Source organism: Pedobacter suwonensis (assembly GCF_007833675.1).
Classification (GTDB): Bacteria; Bacteroidota; Bacteroidia; order Sphingobacteriales; family Sphingobacteriaceae; genus Pedobacter; species Pedobacter suwonensis.
Window position 1 is genome coordinate 4,683,973 of sequence record NZ_CP031708.1, and the last position, 25,885, is coordinate 4,709,857.

The 25,885-nt window shown below is 38.8% G+C and carries 18 protein-coding genes; 10 read left to right on the top strand and 8 right to left on the bottom strand.

Going from position 1 to position 25,885, the window contains the following annotated elements:
* Positions 1–69: 69 nt before the first annotated feature.
* From bamA to murI, 4 genes are all read left to right on the top strand, one after another.
* Positions 70–2,613, top strand: coding sequence for an outer membrane protein assembly factor BamA (bamA, locus tag DV942_RS19395; RefSeq protein WP_145860297.1), 2,544 nt, complete (start codon positions 70–72; stop codon positions 2,611–2,613).
* A gap of 102 nt (positions 2,614–2,715) precedes the next feature.
* On the top strand, positions 2,716–3,246 hold the full coding sequence (locus DV942_RS19400; RefSeq protein WP_090986068.1) for an OmpH family outer membrane protein: 531 nt from the start codon (positions 2,716–2,718) through the stop codon (positions 3,244–3,246).
* 64 nt (positions 3,247–3,310) lie between these two features.
* Positions 3,311–3,889, top strand: coding sequence for an OmpH family outer membrane protein (locus DV942_RS19405; protein ID WP_090986066.1), 579 nt, complete (start codon positions 3,311–3,313; stop codon positions 3,887–3,889).
* 476 nt (positions 3,890–4,365) lie between these two features.
* On the top strand, positions 4,366–5,193 hold the full coding sequence (murI, locus tag DV942_RS19410) for a glutamate racemase (RefSeq protein ID WP_145860300.1): 828 nt from the start codon (positions 4,366–4,368) through the stop codon (positions 5,191–5,193).
* A 225-nt stretch (positions 5,194–5,418) separates the two neighbouring features.
* Here the strand turns inward: murI and DV942_RS19415 are convergent, their stop codons facing one another.
* From DV942_RS19415 to DV942_RS19430, 4 genes are read right to left on the bottom strand one after another with little or no spacing between them, the layout of a single operon-like run.
* Positions 5,419–6,558 (bottom strand): cytochrome-c peroxidase, encoded by a 1,140-nt coding sequence (locus DV942_RS19415; protein WP_145860302.1) that lies wholly within the window; start codon positions 6,556–6,558, stop codon positions 5,419–5,421.
* A 2-nt stretch (positions 6,559–6,560) separates the two neighbouring features.
* Positions 6,561–8,120, bottom strand: a complete 1,560-nt coding sequence (locus DV942_RS19420) for a DUF6850 family outer membrane beta-barrel protein (protein ID WP_145860303.1) — start codon at positions 8,118–8,120, stop codon at positions 6,561–6,563.
* Positions 8,121–8,155: 35 nt separating this feature from the next.
* On the bottom strand, positions 8,156–9,487 hold the full coding sequence (locus DV942_RS19425) for a DUF4876 domain-containing protein (protein WP_145860304.1): 1,332 nt from the start codon (positions 9,485–9,487) through the stop codon (positions 8,156–8,158).
* A 3-nt stretch (positions 9,488–9,490) separates the two neighbouring features.
* A complete protein-coding gene (locus DV942_RS19430; RefSeq protein ID WP_145860306.1) occupies positions 9,491–12,271 on the bottom strand; it encodes a TonB-dependent receptor domain-containing protein in 2,781 nt (926 codons plus the stop codon).
* A 222-nt stretch (positions 12,272–12,493) separates the two neighbouring features.
* On the opposite strand from DV942_RS19430, the gene DV942_RS19435 reads away from it, so the two are divergent.
* Positions 12,494–14,395, top strand: a complete 1,902-nt coding sequence (locus DV942_RS19435; RefSeq protein ID WP_145860308.1) for an amidophosphoribosyltransferase — start codon at positions 12,494–12,496, stop codon at positions 14,393–14,395.
* 374 nt (positions 14,396–14,769) lie between these two features.
* Here DV942_RS19435 and DV942_RS19440 read toward each other — a convergent pair whose 3' ends face one another.
* Positions 14,770–15,396 (bottom strand): LysE family translocator, encoded by a 627-nt coding sequence (locus DV942_RS19440; protein ID WP_145860310.1) that lies wholly within the window; start codon positions 15,394–15,396, stop codon positions 14,770–14,772.
* A 143-nt stretch (positions 15,397–15,539) separates the two neighbouring features.
* Between DV942_RS19440 and DV942_RS19445 the strand changes: the two genes are divergently transcribed.
* From DV942_RS19445 to DV942_RS19470, 5 genes are all read left to right on the top strand, one after another.
* Positions 15,540–16,976, top strand: coding sequence for an MFS transporter (locus DV942_RS19445; RefSeq protein ID WP_090986049.1), 1,437 nt, complete (start codon positions 15,540–15,542; stop codon positions 16,974–16,976).
* Positions 16,977–17,040: 64 nt separating this feature from the next.
* A complete protein-coding gene (locus DV942_RS19450) occupies positions 17,041–17,499 on the top strand; it encodes a deoxycytidylate deaminase (protein ID WP_145860312.1) in 459 nt (152 codons plus the stop codon).
* A 272-nt stretch (positions 17,500–17,771) separates the two neighbouring features.
* Positions 17,772–19,301, top strand: coding sequence for a glutamine-hydrolyzing GMP synthase (gene guaA, locus DV942_RS19460; protein ID WP_145860314.1), 1,530 nt, complete (start codon positions 17,772–17,774; stop codon positions 19,299–19,301).
* A gap of 119 nt (positions 19,302–19,420) precedes the next feature.
* Positions 19,421–20,632, top strand: coding sequence for a type 1 periplasmic-binding domain-containing protein (locus tag DV942_RS19465; RefSeq protein ID WP_145860316.1), 1,212 nt, complete (start codon positions 19,421–19,423; stop codon positions 20,630–20,632).
* Positions 20,633–20,659: 27 nt separating this feature from the next.
* A complete protein-coding gene (locus DV942_RS19470; protein WP_145860317.1) occupies positions 20,660–21,826 on the top strand; it encodes an RsmB/NOP family class I SAM-dependent RNA methyltransferase in 1,167 nt (388 codons plus the stop codon).
* 502 nt (positions 21,827–22,328) lie between these two features.
* Here the strand turns inward: DV942_RS19470 and DV942_RS19475 are convergent.
* From DV942_RS19475 to DV942_RS19485, 3 genes are all read right to left on the bottom strand, one after another.
* Positions 22,329–22,895 carry a MarC family protein gene (locus DV942_RS19475; RefSeq protein WP_029274105.1) on the bottom strand — a complete coding sequence of 189 codons (567 nt, stop codon included), beginning with the start codon at positions 22,893–22,895 and terminating at the stop codon, positions 22,329–22,331.
* A gap of 79 nt (positions 22,896–22,974) precedes the next feature.
* Positions 22,975–24,306: a porin gene (locus DV942_RS19480; protein WP_186462351.1), complete on the bottom strand. Its 1,332-nt coding sequence runs from the start codon at positions 24,304–24,306 to the stop codon at positions 22,975–22,977.
* A 99-nt stretch (positions 24,307–24,405) separates the two neighbouring features.
* Positions 24,406–25,863 carry an amino acid permease gene (locus DV942_RS19485; RefSeq protein WP_090986039.1) on the bottom strand — a complete coding sequence of 486 codons (1,458 nt, stop codon included), beginning with the start codon at positions 25,861–25,863 and terminating at the stop codon, positions 24,406–24,408.
* Positions 25,864–25,885: the final 22 nt, after the last annotated feature.

Genomic DNA, 25,885 nt, shown 5'->3' on the forward strand with positions numbered 1-25,885 from the left:
AACAAGATAAAGGCAATCTGCTTTATAAAACATCGTTACCTTTTGGTCATTACTGAACAAATAATTTTAATGAAAAGAATATTTCAGGTTTTAATCCTACTCATTTTAGCCGCTCCGGCCTTCGCTCAAATACGTCCACAAGGTCAGGCTCCGGTAACCCCTTCGTTAAAGGTTGGTGGCTTAGATCTCGATTATTTTAGTCCGAAAGAGTATATTATCGGAGGTACAACTGTAACAGGTACCCAGTATTTAGATAAAGAGGTATTAATCACCTTATCTAAGTTGACCAAAGGCGATAAAATCGTTCTTCCTGGCGAGGCTACTTCTGATGCGATTAAAACATTGTGGGCGCAGGGCCTGTTTGATGATGTTAAACTTAACGTCGAAAAATTTGTTCAGGATTCTATTTATTTTGAAATTGAAGTAGTAGAACGTCCGCGTTTAAGTTCTATCGATTTAAAAGGTGTTCGCAAATCTGAAAAAACTGCCATTCAGGAAAAACTTAACGATAAAACAGGTAAAATCGTAAACGATAACCTATACAATACCACATCTGCTATTGTTAAAAAGTATTTATTGGATAAAGGCTTTTTCTTTACAAAAATCGATTACAAAACGCGCAAGGATCCGAATGCAGAAAACAGTGTAGTCCTGGAAGCTTATATTGATAAAGGACACCGTGTTAAAGTACAACACATTGATTTTACCGGAAATAAGGATTTCAAATCAGCAAAACTCAGAAAGTTCCTTAAAAACCCTAAACAATTTGCCTGGTGGCGTTTCTGGGGTTCCGGAAAATTCTCAAAAGAGAAATATGAAGAGAACAAGATAAAAATGGTTGCTAAAATGCACGAGAAAGGTTATCGCGATGCAGAATTGTTAAAAGATACCATTTACCAATATAATGATAAAAAGGTTAACATCAGAATGGACCTTTACGAAGGCAAAAAGTATTATTTCGGTAACATTACCTGGGCAGGTAACGCCATCTATCCGGATAGTATTTTAAATAAAGTATTAACGATTGAGAAAGGTGATGTTTTTAGCGAAGAAAGATTAAATAAAAAATTAAATGGCGGTGGTGAAAATGGTGGAGACATTAACAGTATGTATACCGATAACGGATACTTAACTTTTAATATCGATCCGGTACAGACCCGAATTTACGGAGATACCGTTGATGTGGAATTACGTATGTATGAAGGACCGCAGTACACCAACAACCGAATCACGCTGAAAGGAAATACCATTACAAATGACAAAGTTGTTTTACGTGAGATCCGTACTAAACCGGGACAGAAATTTAACAAAAGTGATTTAATCCGTACCATTCGCGAAATTGGTCAGTTAGGTAACTTCGATGAGTCTAAAACAGTACCTACACCTCGCCCTAACCCGGCTGACGGTACTGTGGATATTGAATACGCAGTAGAAGAAAAACCTTCAGATCAGATCGAGCTATCTGGTGGGTTTGGCGGTGGCCGGATCATTGGTACATTAGGTTTAACTTTCAATAACTTTTCGCTACGTAACCTGTTCAATTTAAAAGCATATAAACCATTGCCAAAAGGCGATGGACAGAAATTAAGCTTACGTGGGCAAACTAATGGTAAATATTACCAATCATATAGCTTCTCCTTTTCGCAACCATGGTTTGGTGGTGAGAAACCGGTAAGCTTTGGGGTAAGTGCATTTACTTCATTGCAATCGAATGGTTTAAGTAACGGAGACGCTCTATTTCAAAAAATCCGTTTAAACGGGGTAACCGTGAGTCTCGGAAGAAGATTAAACTGGCCTGATAACTATTTCCAGTTGTCTCATGCGGTAAGTTTACAACAATATATTTTGAACAATTATTCAGGATATTTATTTAATACAGGTACATCTTATAACTTGAGTTTATCACAAGAGATCAGCCGTGATTCAAGAGATTCGCCGATTTTTCCTAAATCAGGATCGTTTTTACGTTTCACCGTTCAGGCTACACCACCGTTTTCATTGTTGAATAAAACAAACTATGCTACGGCATCTGACAAAGAGAAATACCGTTTTACAGAATACCATAAATGGAAATTTGATTCGCAATGGTATCAGAGAGTAGTGGGCAATCTGGTAGTTAAGGCCCAGGCACAATTTGGTTTCCTGGGGCAGTATAACAAAGCCGTTGGCCAATCAGCATTCGAACGTTTTAAACTAGGGGGTGATGGTATGCAGGGATTCGATTTCTTACAGGGGTCTGAGTTAATTGCTATGCGCGGTTATGCCAACAATGCCGTGATACCAAATGGTTCTGACCCTAGAATTGCACAACAATCTGGTAGCCCGATTTATACCAAATATGTATTGGAGGCCCGTTATCCGGTAATTGCGAGTCAGCAGGCAACAGCCTTCGTTTTAGCCTTTGCTGAAGCTGGTAATACCTGGAATAGATTTGGTGATTTTAATCCTTTTAATGTGAGAAGATCAGTTGGTGTTGGTGCTCGTATTTTCCTACCTATATTTGGTTTATTGGGTATCGATTACGGACATGCATTTGATAGGATTCCTGGCGTTCAGGATGGCGGTAAACAAAACTTTACTTTCAGTATCGCACAACAATTAGGTGGATTTTAATTGATAAAGAACAAAAAATTAACTAATTATGCAATAAATCATTGCAATAAGAGTTTAAAGAAAGCTTAGGTTATTAACTATATCATTAAAACACATACACAAATGAAAAAGTATCTTTTTATCGCATTCCTGCTTTGCACTTCTTTTGGTGCTTTTGCGCAAAAGTTTGCTTACGTAGACAGCGAGTATATATTGAAACATTTGCCAGAGTATAAATCGGCACTCAGCCAGTTGGATGTGGCATCTAAACAATGGCAGCAGCAGGTTGATCAGAATTTTTCAGAAATCGACCGGATGTACAAGGCTTATCAGGCAGATCAGGTTTTATTAACTGATGATATGCGCAAACGCCGTGAAAACGAGATTATAGAAAAAGAAAAACAAGCTAAAGAATTTCAACGCTCTAAGTTTGGGCCAGACGGAGATCTATTTCAAAGCAGGGTGAAACTGATTAAGCCTATTCAGGATAAAGTGGCCGAAGCCATTAAACAGATCGCAAAATCTAAATATTTAGACTTCATTTTCGACAAGAGCAGTGAGGCCACAATGATGATTTATGCCAGTAGCAGTTACGATGTGAGTAATGATGTAATTGTAAAATTAGGTTATAAACCAGGGACCGTAAATAATTAGTATATTCGTCCCTGATTTTTGAAGAAAAACAAACAGAAAAAAATAAAAAAAGTAAAGTAAAACGATGAGAAAGTTAATTAACGTATTCTTTGTAGCAGCGGGGTTATTGTTTACAGCGAATATGGCAAGTGCACAACAAAAATTAGGTCACATTAATTCTGAAGAGGTTTTTGCAAATTTACCTGAAGCTAAAACAGCTCAAACTACCTTAGAAACTTTAGGTAAACAAAAGCAAGCTGATATTGATGCAATGATCAAAGAATATCAGACTAAAATGGCTGCTGCAGAGAATAAACAAAAAACGTTAAGTGAGGCGAATAAAGAAACAGTAGGTAAAGAATTACAAGCTGCCGGTCAGGAATTACAGGACTTGGAAAAACGCATTACCGATGCACGTACCAAAGCATCACAAGATATAGGTACCAAACAAGGTGAATTATTCCAACCTATCCAGGCTAAAGTTGCAAATGCAATTTCTGCTATCGCTAAAGAAAAAGGTTTGGCTTACGTGTTTGATATTGCAAACGGTCAAGGAGGTAACAATTTAGTATTCTGGGATGGTGGCGATGATATTACCGCTGCAGTTAAAACTAAATTAGGTATTTCAGCTACTGCTGCAAAACCAGCTGCGCCTAAGAAATAGTCTTCAGTCAGAAGTCAAAAGTCTTTAGTCTGAATGACAAAGCGGAATTAAGTGTAACTTAGTTCCGCTTTTTTGTTTTATTAAGTGTCGTCTTGCTGAACTTGTTTCAGCATCTTAATAATGAGATTATCATTTAGAAGGTAGCGTTCTCAAGAAATCTATAAAAGATTACATGTCATCCTGAGGGATAATTTATTTTATAAAAATAAATGTGATTGACAGATAAATTTTATCAGTTAATATCCCTAGAAAAATCGTCATTCCCAACTTGATTGGGAATCTTAATGCAAGCGCTTTAAGATTCCCGCATGCGCGAGAATGACGACGCGACTACTGGATTCTGTCAATGTTAGCCTGTCGAAGGACTTTCTTAAACGCTTATTACATCATTTGCAAAGTTAAGTTATAAGGTTCTGCTTGCATAACTCTTCAACCATCAAACATTTAAGCTAACTTTACAACATTCCAACTTTTCAATGGCAGGCAAGCAAAATTTTTCACCAATAGGTATTTTCGATTCAGGTTACGGTGGTTTAACGGTATTCCGCTCTATTGCCGATCGGTTACCAGATTACAACTATATTTATTTAGGTGATAATGCCCGTTCGCCTTATGGCGATCATGCTTTTGATACGATTTACAAATACACTTTAGAATGTGTAGAATGGCTCTTTGCCAAAGGTTGCCATTTAGTAATACTCGCCTGCAATACCGCTTCAGCTAAGGCACTTCGAACCATTCAGCAGCGCGATTTACCTGCTAAGTATCCAGATCGGCGCGTACTCGGCGTAATCCGACCTACAGCCGAAGTAATCGACCAGTACACAAGTACCAAACAGGTAGGGGTAATGGGTACCAGAGGAACCGTTAATTCGAAATCCTACCTTTTGGAAATCAATAAATTTTTCCCCGATATACAAGTGTACCAGCAAAGTTGCCCAATGTGGGTACCATTGATCGAAAATAATGAGCATTTAGAGCCAGGGGCCGATTTCTTTATCAATGAATACTGTAGACAGCTGCTAAAACAATCGGCCGATATTGATTGTGTATTGCTGGCCTGTACGCATTACCCTTTATTATTGCCTAAATTAAAGACTATATTTCCTGATTACATCAACATTTTGGCACAAGGTGATATTGTAGCCAATAGTTTGGTAGATTACTTGGCAAGGCATCCGGAAATTGAACAAAAGCTGGGCAAACAGTGTGAGCGATCTTTTTACACCAGCGGCGATCCGATTGCATTCGATGAGCATGCTTCTATCTTTTTTGGCGAAGCATTGAAATCGGGTAAGATGTAAGGTAGTTTATTGGTCATTGGTTTATTAGTCATTGGTTTATTGGTCATTAGTCATTGGTCATTAGGCCATTGGGTGATTAATTTATCGGTGAGTTGTTTATTGGGTATACCAAACGCTAAAGGGCTAACTCAGGCGAGAGTTAATTGTTCAACTGTTCAAAGTGGTTAAGAGACTGTTAACTGCCAACTGAAAACTGCCACCTGTAAGCTCCAAACTCCAAACTAACTATTGCGGTAACTGCTCAACCCTAACCAATACCGCTGGCGATGATAAAGCATCTAAAAAGGCAACAACAGCATCTTTCTCGGCTTTGCTTAGTTTTAAGCCTTTTAACAATTTATCGTTTTTAGGCAAAAGCGGATCGTTTACCTGTTCTGGCTTTACCCTTTGTACAGGCATGCCCACATTGTACATGTTCATTACACCATCCATATCAGGAAATAGGCCATTGTGGAACCAAGGGGCAGTTTTCATTACATTTCTTAAACCCGGGGTTTTAAATTTGCCCACATCTTCCGGTTTTTTGGTTACGTTATATAATCCTAAATCTTCGTATTTACGTCCGTAGTAAGTTAACCCATCATTATGGAATTCGTTATCCGTAAATAAGGGACCATTATGGCAATTGATACAACGTGCTTTAGTACGGAACAGGTGTAAACCCACCAATTGCTGATCAGTAAGCGCTTTTTTATCTTTTCCCAGAAAACGGTCGAAAGGTGTTCTGCGGCTTACAATACTACGTTGAAAAGTGGCCAGGCTCTCGAAAATACGTTTATTGGTAATTTCTTTTGAAGCAAATGCAGATTTAAAATAAGGTTGATAACCTTTTATCCTACTCAGTTTTTTAGATAGTGCTTTCATATCCTGGTGCATTTCATTATGTGCAGCTACCGGACTACCAGCTTGTTCTTCTAAGTTGCTTGCACGGCCATCCCAAAACAGGCGTTTGTAAAACCACACATTCTCTAAAGACGGGGCATTGCGGATATTGGCCAAATGATCGTGTCCAATAGATACCTGGCGGCCATCAGTCCAGTGTAAATCTGGCGCATGGCAGCTCGAGCAGGAGATTTGGTTTGAGCCTGATAAACGAGGATCGAAAAATAAAATTTTTCCTAACTCCACCACACTTTTCACCGAATCATTTTTTAAATCGACAGGCGAGGGAGGAAGTTCACCAAGTTCCTGAAAAACGGCGCCTGCATCTACTGTAGGTTTGGGCCATTGGCTTGTCGGTTTTGAATAAACTTTGCGCAGGCTATCAATACTCAATTCTTCGTCATCATTAAAATTGGCCGATTGAAATGAAAACAAGATCAACCCACTAAGGATTAAGGAAAGGATGACAAAAATTTTACTCATGTTTAAAAATAAAGGTTTAAGCTGATGTTGGAAGAAAAGCGGTCTTTGCCGGGAGTATTTGTTAATATTCTACCGAAATCTTTTAGCTCGTCTCTTCTCCAATAGCTAAGTCCAAGTTTAATTCCGGCCTGGATTTGTTTGAACATCGGGATACTATAATCACTTGATAAGCCAACACCAAATTTTGAGGTCGTATTATAGGCATAGTCGTAGTAAATTACATTTTTAGTAAAAACACCTTCGTTAGCCAGCAGTACACTGAAATCAGAATTAAGGTACTGATTGTATAAACCGGTTAAGCTGATGCCCCAGTTGTGGTTGTTTTTGTTTTGATGGTTTACACCATAACTAAGTGAGTAGATTAGCTGGTTAAATCTGATATCATTTCCGGCAATGCCATCTTGTTTACGTTCTTCATACTGTTTCAGACCCAAACCGAAGTTATGGGTAAGTTGGTTCTTTCTTATGCTGTAGTAAGCCTGTGTACCCAATGACTTGTTTCTAAATAGGTAACTGTTTGCTAAATAAACATTCATGTAATTATCGCCGGTATTTGATTTATAACTAACGTTTATACTTAATGCATTTGAAGCCGTTTTCTTTAACCAAAAAAGACGATAGTTTTCACTTACCAGATTAAAGTTGATATATTCAGTAATCGCCAGTGAAGTTCTGTAATCAAATTTTTGTTTCTCCCTAGATGTGTGGAAGATAAAATTAAAACTTCCCAACTTTTTATTTTCAAAGCTTAAATAAGCATCAAAGCCGTTCCTTATCTGGTTGTTTTGAACGGTTCTTCTTTCATTATACTCTTCGCCTTCACCATACCCGTTTATTAAATAGTTCGTAAATTCAGGAATTACTTTGCCTTGAGAAAGACTACTGTTTTTATATGCAACGTTAACCTTTTCCAATCCGTAGCCATGTCTGTAAGCTGTACCCAGAGCTAGTTCTTTTGTAATATGATAACCTACTGAGGCGAGTAAATTTAATTGGTAGTCGCTGATTTCGCCACGTGGATCATTCGTAGAGTAATGGTTGCCTATCCTATAATCGGTTCCTAAGCCAACGCTTAAATGATCATTCAGTAAATTTTTACTTGCTGAAGCCTTCAGATTATAAACTGTTCTTTGATAATTTAAATTTTTAACTGAACCAAAATAATAAGGGTTTGCCAAATTATTCCGGGTTTGATGAGAAAACGATGTACTGTCTTCTACCGATCTGTTGTATGAGAACAATCCCCACAATGTGATCGAATTAAGTTGTGAAACTCCCTCCGTGCTTAACGAAGTAGTACTTACTTTTGATGCATCCTGGGCTTTCATCAAAGTACCTTTTTCAAAAACCTGGTTAAGCTTTAAACTATTAAAAGTTATGGGCATTAGCTTTTTAATGAAAAAAGGGCTGATTTTTGCGAAATCATAAGCGCCAAATTGCACTGAGTCTGCAGAGAATTGTTTGGCATCTGTTGCGGTATGCTGCGCATCGTTAATTTGGGCTGATGCCCTGAATGCAGTGCCAAAAATTAAAAGTATATATAAAATATTTTTATGCTTCATTTTTATGTTGTGGGCTATTTTGACCCATGTAATAATTATTTAAATCCCCTGGGATTAGCAAGCGGAAGGAAGTCAAAATCCTCTGCTGAGTTATTGGTGTCTTTTAAAATGATCCTGCCATTCACGATGGCTTCTGTTTTTCTGATTACAGATTGAGAAGAATATATCCCATTGGGTACGTAGGTATATAATGCATCAAGGCTTGCAATAAGTTTTTTAGGTACTCTTGATGTTGCTACATTGGTTTGCGTCTCTACTGCATCAATGATGAAGGACCGGGGAATTTGATAATATCTGTCAGCACTAGCACTTGGCGGAGCAATGGTTGGATATGGGTATTTTAGTAAATCTTTAATAGCTGTTGTACCAGAGTTTTTAAATATGATGTATCCCATTCTGCCACTTGTTTCCAAAATCAGATCAGTTCCGTTGTAAGATAAAACGTCAACATTGGGCACTAAAGGATTATCTATATCGGAAGCGAGAGGTCGGGGTAGGAAAGGGGCATAATAGGCTTCAAAATCTGCACCACTCAAATCGATTGTTAAGGATGGGTCTCGCGCTGCAATTACCTTTCCGTCAGAACCGGTAAAAGGTGCTTTGTGGTTTACTGCAGTTTGTGCCAGTACAATACTATTGCCCGGTTGAACCGGATATTGCTTTCCAGTTCCAGGTATCATTAATAGTGCTCTCGTATAAACATAATCATTATTGGCATCAATATTTGTAGGCATACCTTGCGCTTTACTCCAGTCATACTGGCTGTTCGGTTGCCTGTAAATATTTACGGCAGTGAAGTTTTGGATGCCCAATGCTTCCCCGATATACAAACTATCAGCATATAATACAGAATCAGAGTTGTTGTAAATCTCAATAAATTGATCTCTAAAAGAAGCACCGGTTGTGGTATTAGACCCTGCAAAATAGATTTGCTTGATTACCCATGGGCCTGTTGGGCCTGCGATAAGTTTTAAATGAATACTTTGACCGTTTTCAATGGTAATAGTCCTTGCTTTTTCTGAAGCATTAAAGACCACATTTTTAGATACGGTTTCTCCTGTAAGAGTAGAATATTCGGAAGCTGAAATCTCTATGGAGGCTGAAATATCATAGCTTCCCGGCGAAATTGAATCTAAAGAAAGCGTGCCATCAGTTTGGGTAGAATAAATATTTTCTTTGTTATTTTTATTGTTCTTGAAAGTCAACTTCACTTTGCTTAAGGGTAAAGCCTTTGCCAGGTTATCTGAAGCGTATGATGTGATCACCTTAAACTGAACCGGATGGATTTCTGGTATATCTCCCTGGTATTTTTTGCAGGCAGAGAAAAGAGATACAATAACAGCGATTGCGAATATAGTTTTTTTCATAGTCTATAGTTTAATCGATAATTCAGCACCAAAAGTCGGGCTGCTGTTTGGATAGTTGTATGTTCCCGTAGGAGTAACATAATATGGCTGATAATTGAACACATTATAAACGTTAAATGCGAATTTGAAACGTTTCTTAATCTCTTTTGCGATGCTCATATGGTAGTTAGAGAATATACGGGGAAGATTGGCTTCGGCCTGTTGCTCTGGCGTTTTATACAAATGGCCATAAGAAGGGTTATTCCTATCGAAATTTGTAATGGCTATATACTGATTGGTACTGGTGTAATAACCTAATGGGATTCTTGAACTTTCGGTATTGATAACTTTATCCAGTAATTGGAATTCGGCAATAAATGAAACCACGAGGCTTAATTTGGGTACATGGGTTAAGCTGGTAATTCTACCGTTGCTGAAATAAGCTCTGGTATTTTTTGGCTCATAAACGCCAATATAAGCATAGTTCGGGTCTGTTGTAATTGTGTTGGGGATTTCACTGCTTAACAAATTATGAACCGAACGCGATTTAGTTTTAAAAAGTCCGCCGCTAATATTAAAAGAGGTTTTAATCTCGCTGATCTCTGGTGTATTTAAAATGGCTTCAAATCCCTGATTATCAGATAAAAGATCGTTTTTAAATGTTGAATAATTAATTGCGTAAGCTTTTGTTCCTGTTTGATTAATTGTTGGCTTCGCCCCCGCATTGAGGGTTGCAGTATAGCTAGGAAGGAAAATGCTCTGTAAATTTTGAACAGTATATATTCCGTCTCTCGATTTTTTGTTGAAGGCTGTCAGTGAAAGACTAAATTTATTGATTTTTAATTGGGCTGAAAGCTCAATACTCTCGCTTTTTGACGGCTTTAATCCTACACTTGTAGGTTCGTAACGTTCTACATAAACCAAATAGGTACTTTCATTTACCTTTCCATTATATGCGTTTAGTAAAGGTATTTCAAAAAAGGTTGGTCCAGGAAAACGCTGTGCTAAGCCCGGCGATTTATATGATAAACCATAGGCAACACCAAATCTTAAGTTCTTATTAACCTCGTAATTGATGTTTGTTCTTGGAGAAAAAGATGTATAGCCATTTTGTATATCAGTTCTCATCCCTGCTCTTACATTTAATGGCTTGCCTAGTACTGTCGCTGTAAAGAGATCCTCGATATAAAAGCCAAGGTCTTTTTGTGCCAGGGCCAATCTGAAGTCATAATAACGTTCTGAGCTTTTTGTGCCCAGCGATGTGTTTGCAACTCTTGTGGTACCCCGTGGCTCGTTCGGATCAATCGTTTGGCCCAATCCCTTGTTTGCACTGTAGCTAAAACTAGTGCCGAAAGATAGGTTATGCACAAGACTTCCTGTTGCAAACCCTCCGGTAAAATCTAAATTAGCGGCTGCATTTATCGGACGACCATCTATTAATGATTTTGCAGTGTAGATACCTGAATCGTAATATCCTTCGTGTATTCCGGTAGTTGTTGCCGTACTGTATAATACATATGCATCATTAACTAACTCTTCCTTATAACTAACCTGATGTCCTGCTGCATATCTTAAATTTAGACCAATATTTTTTAGGAAACCGTTATTAAAACGATAGTTGCTTCTGTTTGCAACACTAAAATTCCAGCTATCGAATTTTGTTCGGGTACTTTTTTCGTCATCCGGGTCGAATTTTACGCCATCAAGGTTTCTGCCATAATCTATGCTGAAGGTGTTTTTTAATTGCCTGGTATTGCCAAAAGAATTTGTCCACATCGCGTTTGTATTGATTCTTCGGTAAGCTTTTAATTTATCGCGGTTATCCTCGAACGAGTTAACATAATTAACGCCCACATTTACAGCGCCGTATCTTGGACTGATTTCAAAGCCTTTGGAGAAACTATATGACGTGGCATTATCGCGTAACTGCATTCTGACATAGGCTGGAGATTTACCCGCTTGTCGTTCAATAATAATTGCTCCATCGGTTAAGTCACCATATTTTGCGGGTGCCACCCCAGGTATTACCTCTATGCTTTCAATATTATCAGCTGGAATTTGCCTTAAATCGGTACCTCCAAAAGTATAGTCACCAGTATAACCCGTTTTATCATTCCCAGTCCCCCTGATTCCGTAACTTCCACTTTTTACAAATGATGAGCCTACGCCACCGGCCCTGCCAGCATTAAAGCTTTGCATGTTTGCATTGTTACTAATGGTATTCCCATCCATAACTATAGCAATTCCAAATGCATTATTTAGTTCGAAAGCGCCTTTCCCATCAGTAGTAGGAGCATAAGCAGCCCTTAAATTAATATTTTGTACATTTTGAAGAGAAGGCGGCTGGATTTTTCTGTTCGGAATCTGATTCAGCAAATCGTTTACACTCAATGCCGGAGTTTGTTCAATTAAATCCCTGGTAATAATCAGCGAGGAGTTGGTTGAACCCGAATAATTCCGCTTGGCGTTAATTTCAATATTCTCCAAACTTAGATCTAAAACCTCTAACCGGATGTTTCCAAGATTGGTTTCTCCTGCTTTAACGGTTACGGGCAAGCTTAACTTCTGATAACCGATATAGGAAAATTCGAGGGTTAGGATATTATTCGTTTCAGAGCCGTTAATCCTGAACAAACCATTTTTGTCTGTAATTTCATATTGATTGGTTTCTAAAATTTTAATGTTAACAAGTTCCAAAGGCCTGTTCTGCGGATCGACTACAGTGCCAATTACCACATTGCTTACCTGCGCCATTACCGACGAACAAATAAAGAATAATACTAGTGATGTGTAAATTTGTTTCAATTTAGACTAAATCTTAATAATGTTGCAAAAATGTTAATTTCAACTCGTTTTTGCAAGTTATTTAGAATTATTCTAATTAATCATACAGGTTTTTAACTTGGGAAATGCAGAAGCAGTCTATTTGTCTCATCTGTCAGATAAAACTCATCATCACAAAAGAAAACACTTTTGTTTAGGTTCTGAATATTTAAAAGGATAACTTTGCGCCTTCAAATCCATATAATGAGTGATCAGATAAAACACGAATGCGGAATCGCTTTTATTCGCCTGTTAAAACCACTTTCTTACTACCAGCAAAAGTACGGTACAGCACTTTACGGCCTTAACAAATTATACCTTTTAATGGAAAAACAGCATAACCGGGGCCAGGACGGCGCAGGTATTGCCACCATTAAACTGGATATGAAACCAGGCAGCAGGTATATTAGCCGATACCGAAGCATGGCTTCTAATGCGGTGGCCGATATCTTTGAATATGTGCAGAACAAATTTGTTGATATCCAGGAAAACACCCCTGAATTAATGCAGGATACGGAATGGCTCAAAAACAATGTCAGCTTTATTGGCGAAGTTTTATTGGGCCATTTGCGTTATGGTACCCATGGTAAAAACAGCATCGAAAATTGCCATCCTTTTTTAAGGCAAAACAACTGGATGACCCGCAACCTGGTTATTGCCGGTAACTTTAACATGACCAATGTGGATGAGTTATTGGAACAGTTGTACGAATTGGGGCAGCATCCAAAGGAAAAAGCAGATACGGTAACCGTACTGGAAAAAATCGGTCACTTTTTGGATGATGAAAACCAGGAGCTTTTTGATCATTACAAAAAAGAAGGACACGATAACGTTGCCATTACACACAAAATATCTGATAACCTGGATATTGCCAATATCCTTCGCCGCTCGGCCAAAACCTGGGATGGAGGTTATTCGATCTGTGGTATGGTCGGTAATGGCGATTCGTTTATCATGCGCGATCCGGCAGGTATCCGTCCGGCATATTATTATTACGACGATGAGATCGTGGTTGCGGCTTCTGAAAGACCTGCTTTACAAACCGCATTTAATATCCCTTTTAAAGATGTTAAAGAGATCGATCCAGGTCATGCTTTAATTATCAAGAAAAACGGCGAGGTAAGCATGGAGCAGTTCCGCGAGCCTACTGAAAGACTATCTTGCTCATTCGAGCGCATCTATTTCTCAAAAGGAAGTGACGTGGAAATTTACCGTGAACGTAAACAGCTGGGGCGTTTATTGAGTGATAAAATTCTTCAGGCCGTTAATTACGATTTAAAGAATACGGTATTCTCGTTTATTCCAAATACAGCAGAAGTTGCGTTTTTCGGAATGGTTGATGGTGTTCAGCAATATGTACGCAGGCACCAGAAAGACACCCTTTTGCATAAAAAAGAGCAGCTAAACGACGAGCAGCTGGACGAGTTATTATCGATGGCGCCCAGGGTAGAGAAACTAGCGGTTAAAGATGTGAAATTGCGTACGTTTATTACGCAGGATGCAGACAGAAGCGAAATGGTGGCACACGTTTATGACACTACATATGGTATTATCAACAATCATCAGGATACTTTGGTAGCATTGGACGATTCGATTGTACGTGGTACTACCTTAAAACAGAGTATCATTAAAATTGTAGACCGTTTACATCCTAAAAAAATTATTATTGTTTCTTCTGCACCTCAAATTCGTTATCCTGATTGTTATGGTATAGATATGAGCCGGATGGGACAGTTTGTGGCTTTTGATGCAGCTATTCAATTGTTAACTGAGCGCGGCATGTGGCAGGTAATAGAAGATGTTTACGCCAAATGTAAAGCTTCGTTATTGTTGCCTAAAGAGGAAATTGTAAATCACGTTAAAGATATATACAAGCCGTTTACGCCGGAAGAAATTTCGGCCAAGATTGCACAGATCATTACCCCTAAAGGCACTGTGGCAGAAGTTGAAGTAATTTACCAAAGTTTAGAGAACCTGCACGAAGCTTGTCCGAAAAATAAAGGTGACTGGTATTTCTCTGGAAATTACCCTACGCCGGGAGGAAACAAGGTAGTTAACAAAGCTTTTGTGAACTGGAAAGAAGGAAATAACCAAAGGGCTTATTAGTAGCTTCAAAATTTCCCGTGAGGAATAAGATAAAATAGCTCATATCGCTGATATGGGCTTTTTTTTTGTTTATTTGCTGCGGTTCGTGAGGACACGGCTACGGCGTGTAAAAACAAATATTGACTGCTAAGAAACAGTTAATTATTGATTGTAAGTTGGTTATGAAAGTGTTGTTTGCTTGATGTTACAGGCTTTTCCCATCTAAACCTGACATACGCGGAAAGCCCGGAATCCGGTTTTTCATCGGGTGAGGACTTGCAGCATTGGCAGGACGGACCTTAATAGCAGCACTGGCATTGCTTTCCAAAAAAAAGCTGCTAATCACTAAAGTGTTTAGGACACTGTTGGGTATTAATTTGCCAGAAGGTTAAGTTTTACGCGTAAAACTTCAGGTAAGTTTTAATAATGAGCCAGAAGGCGAAAAAGATTATTATTACACCGGCAATTTTATTCAGCTTTTTAAGCGCGTCTTCTTTTATTTTATAACGCAGTTTGCTAGAGTAAAAACTTTTAGCGCCATCAATGCCAAGTTGTGTGGCCATGGCAATAAAAAAGCAGACCAGTTTTTCGTTAAGCATATTGTTGAGCTTAACAGAAATAATTCCGCTCACAATAATCCAGAACATGAGGGTAGAAGGAGTGAGGATACACATTAAAAAACCTTTGAGTACGTAACCTCTTTTGCTTACTTTTTGGAGTGTATTGCTATCGTAATGCACAGTAATTTTTGAAACCAGGTAATAAATCCCCACTGCCAGAAGAAACACACCGCCAATACTGCCTACGTATTTATCAAATTCTGCTTTATAATTAAAAAACTGGCTACCAAAAAGAACCAGTCCAATCAGAATAATATCACTTATAATTACGCCAATGGCTAAAGAGAAACCAGCCTTGAAACCCCGTTCGATGCTGGTTTTAATCATTGCAAAAAATACCGGCCCTGTTAAAAACGATGAAATAATCCCTGCTCCTATACCTAGTAATATAGCTTCAAACATGCATTGTATTGTTTATGATATGCGAATATGCAATTTTATACCTAAAGATGTAACATTTATTTTTGTTGCATAGGTTGCATAAAAAATACTGGTTATTAGTTTTTTTTATTTATGTTTAGCCCCACTAAAACTAGATTTATAATATGAATTCAGAACAAACGCAAACCAAGTGGGCGCAGTTTATTCCACTGGTCACTGTATTCTTCTTTTGGGGCTTTGTAGCCGCCAGTAATGACATTCTCATCCCGGTATTTAAAAAGGCATTTGATTTATCGCAGGCCGAAAGTCAATTGGTTTCACTGGCATTTTACATCGCATATACGGTGGGAGCGTTAATTTATAACCTCATTTCAGTTATTATGGGAAAAGATATTGTAAATAAGCTTGGTTATAAAAATTCATTAGCTCTTGGTTTAGTTATCTCGGCAGCAGGAACCTTACTTTTTTATCCGGCAGCCAATTTGCATTCTTTCCCATTAATGCTTTCCGGTTTGTTCATCGTAGCCTTGGGTTTCTCTTTACAGCAAACTGTTGCCAATCCGTTGGCCATTGCTTTAGGACCGATTAAAACAGGTTCACAACGTTTAACACTTGCGGGTGGTATCAATAACTTCGGTACAACCATCGGGCCGCTTATTGTAAGTTTTGCCATTTTCGGTTCGGCGGCGAATGCCAATACCAACATTAGTGTAGAAAGCGTTAAAATTCCTTATTTAATTTTAGGGGTGGCTTTTATAGCCGTTGCCATTTTCTTAAAAATGTCGTCGTTGCCTGATCGACCTGCTTTGGTGGAAGCTTCGGCAGATGACACTAAATCGATTAAGGGATCAGCCTTGAATTACCCACAACTGGTTTTGGGTATGATCGCTATTTTCGTTTATGTGGGTGTTGAGGTTTCAACGGCGAGTAACCTGCCGGCTTACATGGAAAAAGACTTAGGCTTTGAAATCAAAGATATTGCACCCTATATCTCATTATACTGGGCAAGTATGATGATCGGCCGTTGGACAGGTGCTGTTGAAGCTTTTACCGATAATGTAAGCACACAAAAAGTATTGCGCTTTATTGCGCCTTATTTGGCCTTTGGTATTTTCCTGGTTGTAAATGCAATTGCAAAACACGATCTGGCACCTTTTTATATTTATGCAGCAATTATTTTGGTGCTAATTTTAGCCGATATGGCCAGCAAAGGTAATCCGGCCAGAATGTTATTGATTTTTTCTGCTATTGGCATTACCGCTTTATTAATTGGTATGTTTACTACCGGCATGACGAGTGTATATGCCATTACCAGTGTTGGTTTGTTCTGCAGCACTTTATGGCCATGTATCTTTACTTTAGCCGTTAGCGGTTTAGGTAAACATACCAGTCAGGGAAGTAGTTTTCTAATTATGATGATTATGGGCGGTGGGATCATCAGCTGGTTGCAAGGTTTGGTATCTGAATTCACCGGCATTCAATACAGTTATATTGTGGGTATTATTTGCTTCGCTTACCTGGCATTTTACGCCTGGAGGGTAGCTTCCATATTAAGATCGCAGGGAATTAATTTCGATCAGAAAATTTCTGGCGGACATTAATTTTTATTCCAGTATTTTAGCAGCCACAAAGATTAAGTTCTTTGTGGCTTTTTTATTTTAGCACATGACAGATAAACCAAGTTTCGACTCTATATTTATGAACCTGGCAACCGATTTGGCTGCCCGCTCACATTGTGTGCGTGCGCATGTTGGTGCCGTTTTAACCAAAGATACCCGCATTATTTCGATCGGTTACAATGGCCCGCCGGCCGGTACACATAATTGCGATGAGGAATGGCCGGAGCATGGATGCGCACGAGATAGCAAAGGAAGTTGCTCTCTGGCCTTGCATGCTGAAGAAAATGCGATTTTATATGCTTCAAAAAATGGATCGAAAATAGAAGGATGCACACTGTACACTACCCTGTCGCCCTGTATTGCCTGCGCGCGTCTTATTTTATCTTCAGGAATTAAACTGGTTTATTATTCAAAATCTTACGCTGCTTATAAGGGCCTACAGAGCGATGAAGGTGTTGACTTTTTGAGAAAATTTGGAGTGGAGGTGATTTTAATGGAGGGTTAGGGTTATCGTTTATTAATTAATTGTGGATGCTTATTGCTGGCCATTATCGATAAAATGCTGATATGGCAAGCTATTCAAAAAAATATAACCTTAATCAGTAAAGACGAAAACATAAGTAAATACCGGTAGGAGGGACTGAAGGTTATCTGGTGATTATTGTTCATTAGTAATTGCAAATTATCTTCGGACTCCGGACTGCCGACTTCGTATTTTTCCACTAAAAATCTCTAATCTTCCGTATCAAATCTCATATCTAATTGGTACTTTTGCGGATGCAAGAGAAAATCATTATCGTCGATTTTGGTTCGCAGTTTACACAACTCATCGCCCGCAGGGTTCGCGAACTAAATATTTACTGTGAAATATATCCATACAATAATCTTCCTGAGGTTACACCTGATGTAAAAGGCGTTATCTTTTCAGGTAGCCCTTACTCTGTTCGCCAGGAAGATGCACCTCAGATTGATTTATCAAAATATCATTTAAAATATCCTTTACTGGCTGTTTGTTACGGCGCACAATATATTGCCCAACATTCAGGAGGTAGCGTTCAGCCTTCATCAACGCGCGAATATGGCCGGGCTAACCTGAATTTTGTAAATCAGGAAAACAAATTATTTAAAGGGATCAATATTGGTTCGCAGGTTTGGATGAGCCATGGTGATACCATTACCGATATTCCTGAAAACTTTGAGCTGATTGCGAGTACCGATAGTGTAAGGGTGGCAGCTTATCACATTAAAGATTCCGATACTTATGCCATCCAGTTTCACCCTGAAGTAACGCACAGTATTGATGGGAAAATTCTTTTAGAAAACTTCCTTGTTGATATCTGTGGATGTAGCCAGGATTGGACTTCGGCTGCTTTTGTTGAAACCACCATAGCCGATATTAAAGCCACTGTAGGTGATGATAAAGTTGTTCTGGCACTTTCAGGAGGTGTGGATAGCAGTGTTGCTGCGGTACTTTTGCACAAAGCTATTGGTACAAACCTTCACTGTATCTTTGTTGATAACGGCTTATTGCGCAAAAACGAATATGAAAGTGTTTTAGAACAGTATAAAGATTTTGGCTTAAATATTAAAGGCGTTGATGCGAAAGACAAATTTTTAGGTCAGTTGGCCGGCGTAGAAGATCCTGAAACTAAGCGTAAAATCATTGGCCGTGTATTTATCGAAGTTTTCGATGAAGAATCTCATCTGATCCAGGATGTAAAATGGCTTGCTCAGGGAACTATCTATCCGGATATTATCGAATCAGTATCGGTAAAGGGTCCATCAGCTACCATTAAATCACACCATAATGTTGGTGGTTTGCCAGATTTTATGAAGCTTAAAGTGGTAGAGCCACTTAAAACGCTGTTTAAAGATGAAGTGAGAAGAGTAGGCACGGCATTAGGTTTAGAATCATTTATTTTAGGTCGCCACCCGTTTCCAGGTCCTGGCCTGGGCATTCGCATCATTGGAGAGGTTACTCCTGAGAAAGTGGCCATTTTACAGGATGCTGATAAAATTTATATTGATAATCTGAAAGAAGCGGGTTTGTACGATAAAGTGTGGCAGGCAGGAGCTATATTTCTACCTGTAAGATCAGTAGGGGTAATGGGCGACGAGCGTACCTACGAAAATGTAATTGCTTTACGGGCTGTAGAATCGCTTGATGGCATGACTGCAGATTGGTGTCATCTGCCTTACCCGGTATTGGCTAAAATATCAAACGAAATTATTAATAAAGTTAAGGGAATCAATAGGGTAGTGTACGATATCAGCTCTAAACCACCGGCAACCATTGAATGGGAATAGTCCAGTTTGGAGTTGTTAGTTTTTAGTTTGGAGTTTTTATTCCAAACAATACAAATAATAGGCTTATGCTAGCAAGGTGGAATAAACTTTGCTAGCATATTTTGTTAAAAAAGATAGGTATGAATTTGAAGAAAGTTTATGGGTTGCTGGTTTTGTTTACGATTGTTCTAGGTGCTTGTTCGCCTAAAATCAGGACACCTAAGCCTGAAACCAGTAAACCGGTCGAAAAAGAAAAACCTACAGATAAAAAACCTATCAAAAAGTTTTCGCAGGCAAGCGTTTCTCTGCTGGTTCCATTTAAGCTCGACCAGCTTAATTTAAAAACTGCTACAAAGGCTGAGATCGAAAAATATGCGATGCCTATCGATTTCTATCAGGGCTTTAAACTGGGATTGGATTCTGTCGCAGCACAGGGTTTAAGCTTTAAACTAAATGTCTTTGATACAGAAGATGATAATGCGCATATATCACTTTTATATAAGAATGAACGCTTTAAACAAAGCAACTTAATTATTGGCCCTGTTTTTCCGGAAGGATTAAAATTTATCTCTGCTTATTCCAAAGAAAATAATGCAATTATTGTATCTCCATTAGCGGCATCAGAACCTACTGAATTCAATAATCCCAATTTGGTATCCATTGTAAACAATATTGGATTACATGGAAAAAAGATAGCCACTTTTATTGCTAAAAATTATAATCCTGCTAATACGATAGTGGTGTTTATCAACACAAAAAAAACAGAAGACGAGGCTTTCGCAGCACCGATAAGAAGTTATCTTCAAGCCAATAGCAAATTTGTTATACAGGAATATGCATCAGCCTATGCTTTTGAAACGAGGATGATCAAAGGTAAACAATATGCCGTAGTGCTGACTTCTTCCGACCGCGCTTTTGTATTACCAACTGTAGAAAAACTATACAAACTAAAACATCTCCGGACCGGAGGATATAATATCTCGCTTTTTGGTCACCCTAACTGGGTAAAACAGAATTATCCGGCTGATAAATTGCAGGATCTGAACACCATTATCAGCTCATCTTATAAAATCGACTATAAAAACGGCAATGTGATCACTTTTATCAAAAAGTATCGCTATAAATATGGCTTTGAGCCTGGGGAGTATGCTTTTAAAGGTTTCGATGTTGGTTATTATTTTGGCAGGTTACTGGCAACCCATGGTGAAGATTATCGGGATTATATCGTGAAAGATAAATATAAAGGCTTGCATAATAACTTTTCATTTATTCGTGATGAAAAATCAGGCTACATCAATACCAGTTTAATGTTATTGAAGTATAAAAACTTTGCACTAAGCCCGGTTGAGTAATCAATAATTTTTCTTTTTAATTATCGCATGAGAGCAGATCACCAGTTAAGGGCCTTTGAACAAATTTTGAGCAGTTACGATGGAAATTTACCTTTACATCGTTTTCTGCCTGTTTATTTTAAACAGCACAAGCAGATGGGCTCGTCAGACAGGAGATGGGCAACAAGATATATCTACAGCTTTTTTAGACTGGGTAAGGCTTTACCGTCATTACCTGCCGAGGAGAGGTTAAGTATTGCAGATTTTTTATGTCACGATACGTTAAGCCTGTTGGTAGAAAAGAACCTGCCCGATTTAAAGGGAAGTATAAATTTGCCGCTCGAAGAAAAATTAGCACTGATTAAAGCTAAATATCCAGGCTTTGATGTCGAAGAGATTTATCCTTTTCATACGGCACTTTCTACCGGCATTAATAAAAATAATTTTTTTGCATCGTTTTTTAAACAACCTGATCTGTTTATTAGGATAAAGGCGGAAGATTCAGCAGCAGTGATTTCCAAACTGGAAGCTGAAAATATAACTGTTAAAGTAATTTCGGATACTGCCCTGGCTTTGCCCAATGGAACCAAGCTTGAAACCATTTTAACGGATGGGACTTATCAGGTTCAGGATTTATCATCACAACACACAGGTTTATATTTTAAGCCTAATAAATGGGATAAATGGTGGGATTGTTGTGCAGCTTCAGGCGGAAAAACTCTATTGCTGCACAGTTTGGAGCCAGTAATTGAACTTTTGGTTTCAGATTTACGGGAGAGCGTGCTCTTAAATCTGGATGAACGTTTCCGCTCGGCAGGAATCAAAAAATACCATAAAAAAGAGCTTGATCTTTTAAAGAACAATGATCAGGTTTTACACCATTACCAATTTGATGGAATTATTTTGGATGCGCCTTGTACAGGTTCAGGAACATGGGGAAGAACACCTGAGATGCTCACTTTTTTCGAAGAACGTAAAACTGATCAGTTCGCATCGATACAAAAGGGAATTGCCCAAAACGTAGTAAAATACCTTAAACCAGGAAAACCTTTAATTTACATTACCTGTTCAGCTTTTGCAGCCGAAAATGAGGCTGTTGTACAGCATATGGTTGATACACTGCCATTGGAACTGGAAGAAATGGAATTGATAAAAGGCTTTGAAAATAACGCCGATACGATGTTTGTAGCCAGGTTGATTAAGCAAAATGAATAACAAGGCTTTGAATTGTAAGATTGGGATGCTTATCGTTCTCTACGTCCTTTCGAGCGGAGTGCAACGCATTCGAGAACCAAGGAGCGCTCAGCTAAGCTAAATCTATCTCGGGTTAGATCTCTCCGTTTCGCTGTGCTTCAGTCGAGAGGACGACAATTTAAGTGTGCTCAAACCAGGATGCAAAATTCCTTTTGACGTACTTCACCGCTTCGATTAAAACGGCTATTGCTCCGATAATTAGGGTATATTCTTCAAAGCTGTTCATTGTGTAAGCTTTATGTTTAGATGAATATACGGAATTATTGTTACAGATTGATAGAAAGATTGTCATTTTAGTTGTTGTCTCTCTTGGTCGTCCTGCTGAACTTGTTTTACAAGTAGAAAAAATATTTTTAGTGGCCTTGTAGCTACTTCGTGGTCAGCATCTTTTCTTCCAAATAGACCCTGAAATAAATTTACTTCGTACCTTTTTTCGCTTGGCTAAAGGTCAGGGTGAAGAGTCCTAAAGTCCTGTATTGTTCCTGAACAATTTAATGGCAATGGCCAGTAAAATCACCCCAAAGGCTTTACGTAAAATATTCAGACCAGATTTACCGAAAAGTTTTTCCAGTCTGTTGGTATTTTTCAATACAAAGTAAACAAACAACATATTGAGTATAATGCCTACTAAAATATTCTGGGTATGGTATTCTGTTTTTAGCGAAAGTAAAGTGGTCATCGTTCCTGCCCCGGCAATCAAAGGAAAAGCCAATGGTACTATGGAAACTGTTTCAGGTGCTTCTTCCTTAAAAATGGTTAAACCCAACACCATTTCCATGGCGATGAAGAAGATAACGAAAGAGCCGGCAATAGCAAAAGATTCAACATCCAAACCGATTACTTTTAAGAGCGATTCGCCAACAAACAAAAATAGGATCATTAGACCTGTTGCTACCAGCGAAGCCTTTTCTGATTCGATGTGACCAGCCTTTCTACGGAGTTCGATCACCACCGGTATCGCACCTAAGATATCAATAATCGCAAACAACACCATCGTTGTCGATAGGATCTGGCTTAAGTTGAATGTCATAAAATCAGATTTCATAGCAGCGCAATTTTAAGCAAAGGTAGTGGAATTTGTATCAATTCCTCAATGGTAGGGTGATTTATTAGAAATAGAATTGCGTACGCAAGGTAAGCACGTTATCTTTTCTATCAGCAGTGTAACCCGAAAGCTGAGTGGATTCATTTCTGACGATATCGTAATACAGTACTGCTTTAAAGTGTGGGTTAAAATGATGTAAAAAGCCAAAACCAAAAGTGTCAAAACGAACGTCAGCAGGCGATAGTCCTTTATCGGCCGAAATGTCCATGCCTTTAACTTTAGCATTTGGGTCATACCAGTCGTATTTTAGAATGAGCTGGTTATCGGTACTATTTAAAGTTTGCACAAACGTAAAGTAAGCACCATTAAAAGTTCTGGTATAATAAGGTAAGGCTACAGATTTATTATCAACAGGATAGGTACCTGGTGTGGCCGAGGTAGTTGAAGTGCCGGTTTGTAAGCCCGAAATTACTTCTGCCCTAAGTTCTGATTTCCAGCTTTTGGTTTTTGTGGCCAACTGGATATCTGCACCATAATATCTTCTGGGTGCTACTTTATTAACTGTTGAAGCAGTAGAATCCTTTTCCATTCTCCATTGATCGTTAATCCTGTTCATTTTATAGCTAACAGGTAAACGATGGTTTAAACCGCCTTGCAATGTACTGATGCCACCTGCAATGGTAAACTGATTAAATGCATAAGTTTTATGGCTTAACCTGAAGATGAAATCTTTGCTATTGTCAAACTCACCCGGACCAGCCAAGCCCTGACCATTATAAATACCGAAATCAAACACCAGATTTTTAAGTGTTGCATCTTTCCAGCGTGGATTTAGCGTAAACGTAACACCCAGGTCACGTTCCGTTTTCATTAAAATCTGCGACATCCGTCCACGCTCCGGTGCTTCCCTGACAGAAGAAGACAGCTGCAGCTCGTTCCCGAAGGGACGACCTGAAAGACCAAGCGTTACCGCTAATATTTTCCATTTGTTTTCATAATAACGGCCCCAGAAATCGCGGATGGCTACACCCTGCTCGGTACCATCAAACTGGAGTACAAAATAGGTAGATGGGCTACCATCTTCTGTTAACATCATGTAGTCAGCCCGTAATCGGCCCCTTCTCAATCTGAACCGGTTATTGGTGAATTCACCAAAATTTCCTCCCTGGTATTCTGCCTGTGCCCCATTTGATTGCGCAACCTGAAATTGTGGCTGCAAATATCCACTAAATGATAATGAACCGTATTTCTTTGATATGATGAGTAAATGATTTACTGTTGTAGAATCCATTACGTCATTAATCGTCCGTTGGGCATGCACCAATGTGGAAATGAATAATAAAACAGCAGTGATAAAGAAATAAGTGCTTTTAAGTTTAGCAGGATGGCGGTACATTTTGTTAATTTTTTTGCAAAGGTAACTTTATTAACAATTATTTAACACAAAAAAGCCCCGACTTTTGATCGGGGCTTTAATTAAAAAAGATAGTTTTTTTTATAATTCTGGTTTCGGAGGATCAACAGGTTTAACCGTATTACCGCTGTTTCTAAGAACTGAGTTCTTTTTACCATATAAGAAATAAATCGCTATACCTAATCCCATCCAGATTGCTAACCTGATCCACGCTTCTAATGGAAGTGATGACATTAAATAAACGCAAACAATGATGCCCATAATTGGCACGAAAGGCACTAATGGCGTTTTGAAAGGACGTGGACGATCAGGATCTGTTTTGCGCAACAACATTACACCAATACAAACTAAAGAGAATGCAAACAAGGTACCGATAGAAACCATGTGGCCTAAATCAGTAACCGGAACAAAACCAGCAAAGATGCTTACAAAAAGCATAAAGAAGATATTGGTTTTGAAAGGTGTTCTGAATTTAGAGTGGATAGTGCTGAAGAATTTTGGTAATAACCCGTCTTTAGACATGGTATAGAATACCCTTGACTGGCCCATCAACATCACTAATATTACTGAAGTATAACCTGCTAAAATGGCAATGATTAGACCCATTTGCAACCAGCTGTAACCGGTTACTTTAAAAGCTGTAGCAGCAGGAGAGGCATCACCTTTAAAAACGGTGTAAGGTACTAATCCTGTCATTACGTGCGCAAACAATACATATAATATGGTACAAACCACAAGTGATCCCAATATACCAATTGGCATGCCTTTTTGAGGATTTTTAGCTTCCTGAGCAGCTGTAGAAACGGCGTCAAAACCTATAAATGCGAAGAACACCAATGCTGCCCCGGCTGCTATACCTGAGATACCAAACTCTCCTTTAACACCTGTGTTTTCAGGAATATAAGGCGTATGGTTAGCAGGGTTGATGAATTTCCATCCCAGTGCAATGAAAATGATCACCACTGCTACTTTCACAATTACTAAAATGTTATTAAGACTCGCCGATTCTTTGGTACCGCGGATTAACATTAAAGAGAGTAAGGAAACAATTACTACAGCAGGAAGGTTGATTCCTCCTCCATCTACCTCTGCAAATGATTTAGTTAGGTAGAGGGGCATTTCGAGTCCGAACTCGTGCAATAATTTATTAAAGTATCCAGACCAAGAAACGCCGACAGTTGCAGCACCTAAAGCATATTCGAGAACCAAATCCCAGCCGATAACCCATGCCATAAATTCGCCCATAGTAGCATAAGAATAGGTATATGCACTTCCTGCTACCGGAATCATTGATGCAAATTCGGCATAACATAATCCGGCAAAAGCACAGCCAACTGCCGCTAATACAAATGATAAAGTTACAGCAGGTCCGGCATGATCGGCAGCAGCAATACCCGTTAACGAAAATAAACCTGCGCCAATAATAGCCCCAATGCCCAACGCGACAAGGCTTGTACTGCTCAGTGTCCGTTTCAACGTGCCTTCACCGCTTTCAGCAGATTCTGCTATAAGCACATCAATAGGCTTTTTTAGATTCATAAGTTGTTTAGTCTTTTATGTT